Here is a 13,274-nt window from a genome sequence, read left to right on the forward strand (position 1 = left end):
TCACACGGCGGCAATTTCATATATTACTCAATCAGATTCAAATGACAGATGATGACCTCAGTCGTTACTTTGAAGAAGGAGAAATCGTCAAATTGACGGTGCATAAGGCGACGAAAACATGGCATTTCCTTTTTAAATTTAAAGCGCTTTTGCCTTACAAAGTATACGCCATGTTTCTCAGCAGGCTGACAAATGCATTTTCACATATTGCACAAATCACTTGTACGATTGAAGTGAGTGATCCGCACATATCTGAAGAACTCGTGCAATCGTACTGGTCACATTGTGTGGAAGAACTTCAAGGAATTTCTCCCCCAATCATCAGCTTGCTTCAGCAGCAAAAACCATCGCTGTCTGGACATAAAATCATCATTAAAACAAAAAGCGAAACAGAGGCACTCGCTATTAAGAAGAAGTACAGCCCGATGCTCCAGGCCGCATTTAAACAAGTGGGCTTTCCAGAGCTGCAATTCGATACAGAAATTTTTGTATCAGATCAAGAGATTCAGAAGTTCAGAGAACAAAAGCTTGCTGAAGATCAAGAAAGAGCCATGCAAGCCCTCACTGAGATGGAGAAGAAAGAAAGTGAGGAGCAGAATGAAGCTCCGTCAGGCCCTCTGATGATTGGCTATCAAATCAAAGACAATGAAGAAATTCGTACGCTTGATAGTATCATGGACGAGGAAAGAAGAATTACCGTTCAAGGCTACGTATTCGATGCAGAAACGCGTGAGCTGAAAAGCGGGAGAACGCTTTGTATCTTTAAGATCACAGATTATACAAACAGTATTTTGATCAAAATGTTTGCAAGAGAAAAAGAAGATGCTCAGCTGATGAAATCATTGAAAAAAGGCATGTGGGTGAAAGCAAGAGGAAGCATTCAAAATGATACGTTTGTCAGAGATCTTGTCATGATCGCCAATGATGTCAATGAAATGAAACCGCAGCTGAAAGAAGATACAGCACCTGAGGGTGAAAAGCGTGTGGAGCTTCATTTACATTCCCCTATGAGCCAAATGGATGCTGTCACTGGCATTGGCAGACTTGTTGAACAAGCAAAAAAATGGGGACATGAAGCAATTGCCCTGACGGATCATGCCGTTGTACAATCCTTCCCAGATGCGTATGCAGCAAGTAAAAAGCATGGCATCAAAATGATGTACGGTGTGGAAATCAACTTAGTAGACGACGGGGTGCCGATTGCATATAACCCAGAGCACCGCTTGTTAGAGGATGCGACGTATGTCGTATTCGACGTAGAGACAACTGGACTTTCAGCTGTTTATGACACGATCATTGAGCTGGCAGCAGTGAAAATAAAAGGCGGGGAAATCATTGACCGCTTTGAGGCATTTGCTAATCCCCATCACCCGTTATCAGCGACCACCATCGAATTAACAGGTATCACCGATGATATGGTGAGAGATGCACCAGATGTCGTCGACGTCGTGCGGGATTTCAAAGAATGGATTGGACAAGATATCCTTGTTGCGCACAATGCGAGCTTTGATATGGGCTTTTTAAATGCAGCATATAAACGCCTGCTAAAAACAGATAAAGCGTCAAACCCTGTCATTGATACACTTGAACTTGGCCGGTTCCTTTACCCAGAATTTAAAAATCACCGGCTGAACACTCTTTGTAAAAAGTTCGATATTGAACTGACGCAGCATCACCGGGCGATTTATGATGCAGAGGCGACAGGCTATCTCATGCTGAAGATGCTAAAAGATGCGGCTGAAAAAGAGATTGCCTATCACGATCAATTGAATGAAAACATGGGGCAGTCGAATGCTTACCAGCGCTCACGTCCTTACCACGCGACATTGATTGCTCAAAATGAGACTGGCCTTAAGAATTTATTTAAGCTTGTTTCACTTTCTCATATTCATTATTTCTACCGGGTCCCGCGTATTCCGCGCTCTCAGCTTGAGAAATATCGAGAAGGTTTAATTGTTGGGTCTGCTTGTGATAAGGGTGAGGTATTTGAAGGAATGATGCAAAAGTCACCTGATGAGGTGGAAGACATTGCAGCATTTTATGACTATTTAGAAGTACATCCGCCAGAAGTGTATCAGCACCTGCTGCAGCTTGAGCTAGTTCGAGATGAGCGTGCGTTAAAAGAAATCATCACAAACATTGTCAAGCTTGGCGAAAAGCTGAATAAACCAGTTGTGGCGACTGGAAATGTACATTACCTGCATCCAGAGGACAAAATTTATCGTAAAATCTTAATTTCATCACAGGGTGGAGCGAATCCGCTGAACCGCCATGAACTGCCAAAAGTTCATTTTAGAACGACAGATGAAATGCTCGAAGCCTTCTCCTTCCTAGGAGACGAAAAAGCGAAAGAGATCGTCGTAACAAATACGCAAAAGGTATCTGAGATGGTCGAAAGCATTAAACCTATCAAAGATGATCTTTACACACCAAAAATTGAAGGTGCAGATGAAGAAATACGGGAAATGAGCTATCAAATGGCGCGCAGCATCTACGGAGATGATTTGCCGAAAATCGTAGAAGACCGCATTGAGAAAGAACTAAAAAGTATTATCGGTCATGGCTTCGCCGTTATTTACTTAATCTCTCATAAGCTCGTAAAAAAATCACTTGATGATGGATATCTTGTTGGTTCAAGGGGATCTGTCGGCTCATCTCTTGTTGCGACATTAACAGAGATTACTGAAGTAAATCCACTTGCACCTCATTATGTATGCCCAAGCTGTAAGCACTCTGAGTTCTTTAATGACGGATCTGTTGGTTCAGGCTTTGACCTTCCTGATAAGGACTGTCCAGAATGTGGAACGCCGTATAAAAAAGATGGACATGATATTCCGTTTGAAACGTTCTTAGGTTTTAAAGGAGACAAAGTACCTGATATTGACTTAAACTTCTCAGGCGAATATCAGCCGATCGCACATAACTATACGAAAGAGCTGTTCGGTGAAGATTATGTATACAGAGCAGGTACGATTGGTACCGTTGCAGAAAAAACAGCATATGGTTACGTAAAAGGCTATGCAGGAGATCATAACCTTCATATGAGAGGCGCTGAAATCGACCGGCTTGTACAAGGCTGTACAGGGGTAAAACGAACAACAGGCCAGCATCCAGGCGGGATTATCGTTGTGCCTGATTATATGGACATTTACGATTTCTCACCTATTCAATACCCAGCAGATGCGACAGGTTCCGATTGGAAGACGACACATTTTGATTTCCATTCGATCCACGATAACTTGCTCAAGCTGGATATTCTTGGGCACGATGATCCAACGGTCATTCGTATGCTTCAAGATTTAAGCGGAATCGATCCAAAAACGATTCCAACAGATGACCCTGAAGTCATGAAGATTTTCCAAGGGACAGAGCCACTAGGTGTAACAGAAGAGCAAATTGGCTGTAAAACAGGTACACTCGGTATCCCAGAATTTGGGACAAGATTTGTTCGGCAAATGCTAGAGGATACAAAACCAACGACCTTCTCAGAGCTTGTTCAGATTTCTGGACTATCACACGGTACGGATGTTTGGCTCGGAAATGCGCAAGAGCTCATTCACAATAAAACATGTGAACTAAGTGAAGTAATTGGGTGTCGTGATGATATTATGGTCTATCTCATCTATCAAGGCTTAGAGCCGTCCCTTGCCTTTAAAATCATGGAATCTGTTCGTAAAGGAAAAGGACTTCCTCCTGAATGGGAAGAAGAAATGAAGAATAATAATGTACCAAACTGGTATATTGATTCTTGTAAAAAAATCAAATACATGTTCCCTAAAGCCCACGCGGCTGCTTATGTGTTAATGGCTGTTCGGATTGCTTATTTCAAGGTGCATCATGCACTCCTGTACTATGCAGCTTACTTTACCGTTCGTGCGGATGACTTTGATATTGAAACGATGACAAAAGGATCGAATGCGATACGAGCTGTTATGGATGACATTAACTCTAAAGGTCTAGATGCATCACCGAAAGAAAAGAACCTATTAACTGTACTAGAGCTTGCACTTGAAATGTGTGAAAGAGGCTACCACTTCAAAAAAGTTGACCTCTACCGCTCAAGTGCAACGGAGTTTATCATTGATGGAGACGGTTTAATACCGCCATTCAACTCAATCCCTGGACTTGGTACAAACGTTGCGTTAAATATTGTCCGCGCGCGTCAAGATGGGGAATTCCTCTCAAAAGAAGATTTACAAAAACGCGGAAAAGTGTCGAAGACCATCCTTGAATATTTAGATCGTCAAGGCTGTTTAGAAGCACTTCCTGATCAAAACCAGCTTTCTTTATTTTAATGTGATAAATAAGAGCGCCCTATAAGGGCGTTCTTTTCTCTATATACAATAATTTTATTATGTTAACTAATAAAGATTTCTCATCAATTGGAATTATTTTCTTATTCATTCATATATCTTGATTTAGCGTGATGTTTTAAGAGAAGAGATTGTATGTCATTCTTTCTACCCAAATAGAGCTCAAAAGAGAATTTCGCCGTCTGAAATGTTCTCAAGCGACATATGATCATTCTGGGTACAGTCAGAAGGAGAATCAAGAGAAAACCTTCGATGAGCGTAAAGCTGATTGCTGTTTACTATGCTTATTTTTGAAACCTATTTGATTCTTTTCAAAACTGTACAGATCACGAAATGAAGGATAGAAAGGAGGCGGTCGCATCTATTGATCAATGTTTCACTAAAAAGAAGGGGTGAGCAATAGAGAAATGGCATCTTACAACTATGTAGAGGTTCTCCAAAAATCCATGCTGTTTTATGAAGCGCAGCGGTCAGGCCGGCTTCCGGAAAGTAATCGTCTTAACTGGCGGGGAGATTCTGGACTAGAGGACGGGAAGGATGTTGGGCATGACTTAACTGGCGGCTGGTATGATGCAGGAGATCATGTGAAATTTGGACTTCCGATGGCTTATTCAGCAGCCGTGCTTGCATGGACAGTATATGAATACCGGGAAGCTTATGAAGAAGCAGAATTGCTTGATGAGATCTTAGATCAAATCAAGTGGGCAACGGATTATTTTTTGAAAGCACATACAGGACCGAATGAATTTTGGGCGCAAGTAGGTGATGGAAACGCCGATCATGCTTGGTGGGGTCCCGCAGAAGTGATGCCGATGAACCGGCCAGCTTTTAAAATTGATGAACATTGCCCTGGCACAGAAGTAGCTGCACAAACTGCGGCGGCTTTAGCAGCAGGTTCTATCATTTTTAAAGAAACAGATGCGTCCTATGCAGCAAAGCTTTTGACGCACGCCAAACAGCTATATGCATTTGCTGACAGGTATCGCGGCAAATATACAGATTGTGTCACCAATGCGCAGCCATTTTACAACTCCTGGAGCGGCTATGTTGACGAACTTATTTGGGGCGGGATCTGGCTGTACTTGGCGACAAATGAAGAAACCTATTTAAACAAAGCATTAAAAGCGGTAGAGGAATGGCCGAAGGATTGGGATTATACGTTTACCATGTCATGGGATAATACTTTTTTTGCCTCACAAATCTTACTTGCAAGAATCACGAAAGAAAACAGATTTATAGAATCGACAGAGCGCAATCTTGATTACTGGACTACAGGTCTTGTTCAAAATGGAAAAGTAGAAAGAATCACCTATACGCCTGGCGGTTTGGCATGGCTTGATCAATGGGGTTCACTTCGTTATGCCGCCAATGCAGCATTTTTAGCCTTTGTCTATGCTGATTGGGTATCTGATCAAGAAAAGAAAAATCGATACCAATCGTTTGCGATCAAGCAAACTCACTATATGTTAGGTGATAATCCGCTGAATAGAAGTTATGTCGTTGGTTTTGGCCAGAATCCGCCGAAGCACCCGCACCACCGTACTGCACATGGCTCATGGTCGAACCAGCTGACAAATCCTCCAGTTCATCGGCACACACTTTATGGAGCACTTGTTGGGGGCCCTAATGCACAGGATCAATATGACGATGATATCTCGGATTATGTATCAAACGAAGTGGCGACTGATTATAATGCCGCCTTTACTGGAAATATCGCCAAAATGGTGCAGCTGTTTGGTCAAGGGCAATCAAAGCTGCCCAATTTCCCGCCTAAAGAACTAGTGGAGGATGAGTTTTTTGTAGAAGCAGCTGTGATGCATAACGATACAACATCTACTCAAGTGAAAGCAGTGCTATACAACAGGTCAGGCTGGCCGGCAAGAAGCAGTCAAACACTGTCCTTTAAATATTACGTTAATCTGAGTGAGGTCTTTGCAAAGGGGTTCACTGAAAAGGATATTCAAGTGACAGCAGCCTACAATGAAGGCGCTTCCTTATCACCTTTAAAGGTATATGACGCATCAAGCCGCGTCTATTTTGCAGAAATCGATTTTACAGGCGTAGCTATTTCTCCTAGGGGAGAATCTGAGCATAAGAAGGAAATACAATTTCGGTTATCTGCTCCAAATGGATCGAATATATGGGATGCCTCAAATGATTATTCCTATCAAGGATTAACATCCAATATGCAAAAAACAACGAAGATTCCTGTCTTTGACGATGGTGTTTTAGTATTTGGCATACTTCCAGACAAATAAAAAAACAATGATTTTATTGAAAGGGTGAAGGACTTGTCAAACAAAGAACGGTTTTTAACGCTTTATCATCAAATCAAAAGCGATGCGAATGGATATTTTTCACCAGAAGGAATTCCGTATCATTCAATTGAGACGCTCATTTGTGAAGCACCTGATTACGGACATATGACAACTTCAGAAGCGTATAGCTATTGGCTGTGGCTTGAGGTGCTGTACGGACATTACACAGGGGACTGGAGCAAATTAGAGGCAGCTTGGGACAATATGGAGAAGTACATCATCCCAGTCAATGAAGATGGACATGATGAGCAGCCGCATATGAACGCTTATAATCCGTCCAGCCCAGCCACATACGCAGCAGAGAAACCATTTCCGGATCAATATCCAAGCCAGCTGACCGGTGCTCGTCCTGCTGGTCAAGATCCAATTGATAGTGAATTGAAATCAACCTATGGGACGAATGAAACGTATTTAATGCACTGGCTCCTTGACGTAGATAACTGGTATGGCTATGGCAACTTGCTCAACCCATCACATACAGCCGCCTATGTGAACACATTCCAGCGTGGTCCGCAAGAATCTGTATGGGAGTCCATCCCTCATCCATCACAGGACGATAAATCTTTTGGTAAGCCGAATGAAGGCTTTATGAGCTTGTTCACAAAAGAAAATCAAGCTCCAGCTGCCCAGTGGCGCTATACGAATGCAACGGATGCTGATGCGCGTGCGATACAAGCGATGTATTGGGCAAAGGAGCTCGGCTATAATCAGTCAACTTATCTTGATAAAGCGAAAAAAATGGGGGATTTCCTCCGTTACGGTATGTACGATAAATATTTTCAAACGATTGGAAGCGGGAAGCAGGGGAATCCATATCCTGGAAACGGAAAGGGCGCCTGTCATTACTTAATGGCGTGGTATACCTCTTGGGGCGGAGGACTTGGGGAGTATGCAAACTGGTCATGGCGTATCGGAGCGAGCCATTGTCATCAGGGATATCAAAATCCTGTCGCCGCTTATGCTTTATCCTCTGATAAAGGAGGCTTAAAGCCATCTTCGTCAACAGGGGCAAGCGATTGGGAAAAAACCTTAAAGAGACAGCTTGAATTTTACGTATGGCTTCAATCGAAAGAAGGAGCCATAGCAGGAGGCGCAACCAATAGCTGGAATGGAGACTATAGCGCTTATCCAGCAGGAAGAAGTACTTTTTATGATATGGCATATGAAGATGCACCTGTTTACCTTGACCCGCCTTCAAATAACTGGTTTGGAATGCAGGCGTGGCCAATGGAGCGCGTAGCAGAGCTTTATTATATTTTTGTAAAAGATGGCGACAAAACATCTGAAAATGTCCAAATGGCCAAATCTGTCATAACAAAATGGGTCAGCTATGCCTTAGATTACATTTTTATCGGCAACCGTCCTGTGTCGGATGAAGAGGGTTATTTCTTAGATGAGCAAGGACAGAGAATTCTAGGGGGAACGAATGTTTCGGTTGCTACAACAAGTGCGCCTGGAGAGTTTTGGCTTCCTGGAAATATTGCTTGGAGCGGACAGCCTGATACTTGGAATGGGTTCCAGTCTGCAACAGGAAATCCAAATTTAACAGCTGTAACTAAAGATCCGACTCAGGATACGGGCGTATTAGGAAGTCTAGCCAAAACTTTGATATTCTTTGCTGCAGCCACAAAGCAGGAAACAGGTGATTATACAGCGCTTGGTGCAAGAGCGAAAGATGCAGCCGCGCAGCTCCTAGAGGTTGCATGGAATTACAATGATGGCGTCGGCATAGTGACAGAGGAAGATAGAGAAGACTATGACCGTTTCTTTAGAAAAGAAGTGTATTTCCCAAATGGATGGAATGGGACATTTGGTCAAGGAAATCAGATTCCTGGAGCCAGCACCATTCCTTCTGACCCGCAGCGAGGAGGGAATGGGGTCTATACGAGTTTTGCTGATCTTCGTCCGAAGATTAAACAAGATCCAGCATGGTCTTCACTCGAAAGTAAATATCAGTCTTCATTTAATGAAGCTACAGGCAAATGGGAGAATGGCGCACCAGTTTTCACTTATCACCGCTTCTGGTCTCAAGTGGATATGGCCACTGCCTATGCTGAATACCATCGTCTGATCAACTAAGAGGTTAAAATCAAGCTGCCGGCTTCTAGCCGGCAGTTTGATTAGTAATATCAATCCAATGAAGATAAGGGTGATTTCACATGGTCAAAGAAAGAAGCTTTCTTCATCATTCATTCAATAGAGGCGAAAATGGGCAGGAAAATCTGATGTGGAAAAAAGAGGCGGATGATCGAATCTCAGAGCATAGACAAAGAGATCTTGTGATCAACGTGACAAACGGCGAAAAAAAGCCAATAGCAGGTATAGAGGTTGAAATAAAGCAAATCAGACATGAATTCGCCTTTGGTTCAGCGATGAATGATCAAGTGTTATTTAATCAACAATATGCTGATTTTTTCGTAAAGCATTTTAATTGGGCTGTTTTTGAAAATGAAGCAAAATGGTATGCGAATGAGCCAGAAAGAGGGAAAATCACCTACGAAAAAGCAGATGCGATGTTGAATTTTGCAGATCGACATCAGCTTCCAGTGAGGGGGCACGCTTTATTTTGGGAGGTAGAGGATGCGAATCCAAGCTGGCTAAGGTCACTGCCGAATCACGAAGTATATGAAGCCATGAAAAACCGGCTTGAGCATGCGGGAAATCACTTTAAGGGAAGGTTCCGGCATTGGGATGTAAACAATGAAATGATGCATGGTTCATTTTTTAAAGATCGCTTTGGGAAAAATATTTGGAAGTGGATGTATGAAGAAACGAAAAAAATTGACCCTCAAGCACTATTGTTTGTGAATGATTATAATGTGATCTCTTATGGTGAACACCATGCCTATAAAGCGCATATCAATGAACTGCGTCAGTTAGGCGCACCTATTGAGGCGATTGGGGTTCAAGGCCATTTTGAAGAACGGGTCGATCCAGTCATTGTCAAAGAGAGGCTCGATGTGCTGGCTGAGCTTGGTCTTCCAATATGGGTCACAGAGTACGACTCTGTTCACCCTGACCCTAATAGAAGAGCGGATAACCTGGAAGCTTTATATCGCGTCGCATTTAGTCATCCAGCCGTAAAAGGAGTGCTGATGTGGGGATTTTGGGCAGGTGCCCATTGGAGAGGTGAACATGCAGCCATCGTGAATTATGATTGGTCTTTAAATGAAGCAGGACGACGTTATGAAAAGCTTCTAAATGAGTGGACGACCCAAAGAGTTGAAAAAACCGATGCTAATGGCCATGTGAAATGTCCAGCATTTCACGGAACATATGAGATTCGAATCGGTAAAGAAAATAAAATGCTCAAACAGCAGACGATTGAACTTGATTCAAATGAACAAACACCGTTTCAACTAGACGTAATCCTGCCTCAAGAAGGATAGAGATAGATTGTGAGGAGAATGTAAATGAAAAAGTGGGCTCAAAGAGTGTCTTGCTTCATACTTATAGCCGCTATATGGTCTGGCTGGTTTTCGCTTACGATGAAGGCCGCTGCTTATGTGCAGACGTCTGGTACACAATTTACGCTGAACAATCAACCATTTTACTTCGCCGGCACAAATAATTACTATTTCCATTATAAATCTAAAAAAATGGTAGATGCTGTGTTCGATGATATGAAAGCAATGAATTTAAAGGTCATACGAATTTGGGGCTTTCACGACGGGGCCCCTCAAGAAAACTCAGTCTTACAATCTAGTCCAGGCGTCTATGAAGAATCTGGTTTTCAAAAACTAGATTATGCGATTTATAAAGCAGGACAGGAAGGAATAAAGCTTGTGATCCCACTAGTGAACAATTGGGATGACTTTGGCGGTATGAATCAATATGTGAAGTGGTTCGGGGCAGGATCGCATGATGCCTTCTATACAGATCCTCGTATTCAAAAAGCTTACAAAAATTATGTGCGCTATGTATTAGAAAGAACCAATACGTATACAGGTGTTCAATATAAAGACGATCCAGCTATTATGACTTGGGAATTAGCCAACGAGCCGCGGATGCAGTCAGATCCAACGGGAAATGTACTAGTCAAATGGGCAGATGAAATGAGTACATGGATCAAATCGCTGGATCGTCACCATCTTGTTGCAGTAGGAGATGAAGGATTCTTTCGCATACCAGGACATGAAGATTGGTTTTACGGAGGAGGAGAAGGCGTCGATTGGGACCGTTTAACATCTCTTCCTAATATCGATTATGGAACCTATCATCTGTACCCAGATCACTGGAGCAAGTCTGCTGCCTGGGGAGTGAAATGGATCGAAGACCATATCACCCGCGGGAAGTCAATCGGAAAGCCAGTTGTGCTAGAAGAGTTTGGCTATCAAAATCAATCAGCTCGTCCTGACGTATATCAGAGCTGGCTGTCAGCGGTAGAGCGGCTCGGAGGGGCTGGCAGTCAATTTTGGATTTTAACAAGCATTCAGGACGATGACTCGCTCTATCCGGATTATGACGGTTTCCGCATTATAAAAGGAAGCAGGGAGGCAGCACTTATCAGTGAACATGCGAAAAGAATGAATGAAAAGAACCGATGACGAATGCCTGCTGAATAAGGAACTGTTTATATAGCTCACTCCAATTAGTAATTCTTACTTTTCAGACAGAATATTTATCACTTTTTCTATATTTAAATTTCTTGAAATATGAAGCGGTTATGAGACCAAGTTCCAGAAACGATCAAGAAGCAGAAGGTATTTATGAGATTTCGTTGAAAGGAAGGGGGTGGTTATATTTATTTTAATTCATAAAAAGGTATTTCCAATAACTTGACTAAATGGAAATTTAATTCTATACTCTGTAGTACAGAGTTCTTTGTGGAAGAGGAGTTTATTTATGTCTAATGAAAAATTTAATAATTCAGAAATATTAGAGAATTTATCTCATATCAAGACGATTACAAACTATAAAACAGAGTATTGTAAACAAACCAGTATTTATTTTATCATTTGGGGCCTTATTTGGATAATGGGATATTCAATACCTTTACTTTTTGCTCATTCTATAACTGCAGCTGTCTTTTGGCTTATTTTAGGCATTGCTGGCTGGGTTATCACTTTAACTACTTATTTTAAACAAAAGAAAATGATACCGATGCCCTTGTTTTTAAGAACTCAATTGCAATACACATGGCTTGGTATTGGAATCATTTTAGGTATCTTTATTTTTTTAATATGTGTTGGTTTATTACCATATACATTAAATAATTTACCCTTCTATGTTGTTTTATTGGTTTCCATCATGTATTTACTCTTAGGTATTGTTCTGGCTAAAGAGATCTTTATTATGGGGTTCTGGCTAAGTGTTTTAGGTGTAACTACATTTTTATTATTTCCTAGTTTAATGAACATTATCTTCGCTTTTATAGGTGGAGGAAGTTTGTTATTAACTGGTGTGATTTTAAAAAGAAAAGGACAAGGAAATGAGTAATGTCAATAGTTTAAATGATTTAATCCATCCAAAAGTTCGGTTAGGGATTATGAGTTTATTAATGATTTATGAAAAATGTGATTTTAGCTTCTTAAAAAGTTCTTTATCTGTAACAGATGGTAATTTGGGCTCGCATTTAAAAAAATTAGAGGAAGCAGGCTATGTGCTAATTACAAAGACCTTTGTGGATAAAAAACCAAAAACAATCGTTAGTATAACAGATTTGGGAGAGCAAGCCTACAAAGAATATTTGAGTGTTATTGAAGCCATTTTAAAAAATAAATGAGATGAAAGGAAAGGGTGCCGAATGTTGCAAATAGAAAACGTCAGTAAAAAATATGGAACTTCCCAAGCGTTAAGAAGTGTTACATTAACGATTCCAGAAGGAGTTTGTTATGGATTAATAGGTCCAAATGGGTCTGGTAAATCAACCTTGATGAAAATTATCTCTCACATCATTAAATCATATGAAGGCAAAGTTGAGCATGTTGGTGAATCTAAAAGTGCGCTCGGCTACATACCGCAAGACATCAGCTTAGAGGAAAAATTAACAGCTAAAGTAAATATGGAGTTTTTTGGACAAATTTATGGTTTAAAAGGGAAAACATTAGATGAAAGAGTAGAAAAGACACTAAAAGATGTAGGATTGTGGGAAAGAGCAAATGATATCGTTGAAAGCTTTTCAGGAGGAATGAAACGCCGTTTGAATATTGGCTGCGCTTTAATGCATGCTCCTAAGTTAATTCTTTTAGATGAACCGACAGTGGGGGTAGATCCTCAATCAAGACGTTATATTTTCGACATCATTAACAAATTGAAGGAAGAGGGAAGAACTATTATCTATGTTAGTCATTATATGGAGGAAATAGAGAGTTTATGTGATTATGTGGCTTTCATTGATAAAGGGAACATTGTTGAAGAAGGCAAAATAGATGAGCTTTTGAATCGTTACGCAGAAACATCAGTCTTTTTTGAATCTAAGATTCCTAATAAAACATTAACTAATCTCGGGTATGATTTTGTAACTTATCAAGGTGGAGTGTTAGTTAAAACTACAAAACCATTAGATACTTTAGAAGATTTGGCTAAACTGAGTAAGAAGGAATCATTGGTTCCCCAACAATTATCTTTGTACAGACCGAGACTTGAAGATGTCTTTTTTCAATTAACAGGAACAGATTTACGTGATCAATTACAATAAAAA

General features: G+C 41.1%; 8 protein-coding genes. All 8 read left to right on the forward strand.

Going from position 1 to position 13,274, the window contains the following annotated elements:
- The first annotated feature begins 41 nt into the window (after positions 1 to 41).
- Complete coding sequence (locus MHH65_RS08050; protein ID WP_231293996.1) at positions 42 to 4,295, forward strand: PolC-type DNA polymerase III; 4,254 nt, start codon at positions 42 to 44, stop codon at positions 4,293 to 4,295.
- Positions 4,296 to 4,720: 425 nt separating this feature from the next.
- Positions 4,721 to 6,571: a glycoside hydrolase family 9 protein gene (locus MHH65_RS08055; RefSeq protein WP_326136440.1), complete on the forward strand. Its 1,851-nt coding sequence runs from the start codon at positions 4,721 to 4,723 to the stop codon at positions 6,569 to 6,571.
- A 33-nt stretch (positions 6,572 to 6,604) separates the two neighbouring features.
- Positions 6,605 to 8,710 (forward strand): glycoside hydrolase family 48 protein, encoded by a 2,106-nt coding sequence (locus MHH65_RS08060; RefSeq protein WP_335350979.1) that lies wholly within the window; start codon positions 6,605 to 6,607, stop codon positions 8,708 to 8,710.
- Positions 8,711 to 8,790: 80 nt separating this feature from the next.
- Positions 8,791 to 10,020 (forward strand): endo-1,4-beta-xylanase, encoded by a 1,230-nt coding sequence (locus MHH65_RS08065; RefSeq protein ID WP_041109025.1) that lies wholly within the window; start codon positions 8,791 to 8,793, stop codon positions 10,018 to 10,020.
- A 24-nt stretch (positions 10,021 to 10,044) separates the two neighbouring features.
- A complete protein-coding gene (locus MHH65_RS08070) occupies positions 10,045 to 11,178 on the forward strand; it encodes a cellulase family glycosylhydrolase (RefSeq protein WP_024426998.1) in 1,134 nt (377 codons plus the stop codon).
- 298 nt (positions 11,179 to 11,476) lie between these two features.
- A complete protein-coding gene (locus MHH65_RS08075) occupies positions 11,477 to 12,070 on the forward strand; it encodes a hypothetical protein (protein WP_034281824.1) in 594 nt (197 codons plus the stop codon).
- Entirely contained in the window at positions 12,063 to 12,356 is a 294-nt protein-coding gene (locus MHH65_RS08080) for a transcriptional regulator (protein WP_098676882.1), read from the forward strand. Before MHH65_RS08075 ends, MHH65_RS08080 begins: the two co-directional genes overlap by 8 nt.
- Before the next feature lie 21 nt (positions 12,357 to 12,377).
- Positions 12,378 to 13,271: an ABC transporter ATP-binding protein gene (locus MHH65_RS08085; protein WP_034281828.1), complete on the forward strand. Its 894-nt coding sequence runs from the start codon at positions 12,378 to 12,380 to the stop codon at positions 13,269 to 13,271.
- Positions 13,272 to 13,274: the final 3 nt, after the last annotated feature.

It is taken from the genome of Bacillus sp. FSL L8-0654 (assembly GCF_038629965.1).
In the GTDB taxonomy this organism is placed as follows: domain Bacteria; phylum Bacillota; class Bacilli; order Bacillales; family Bacillaceae; genus Bacillus; species Bacillus safensis.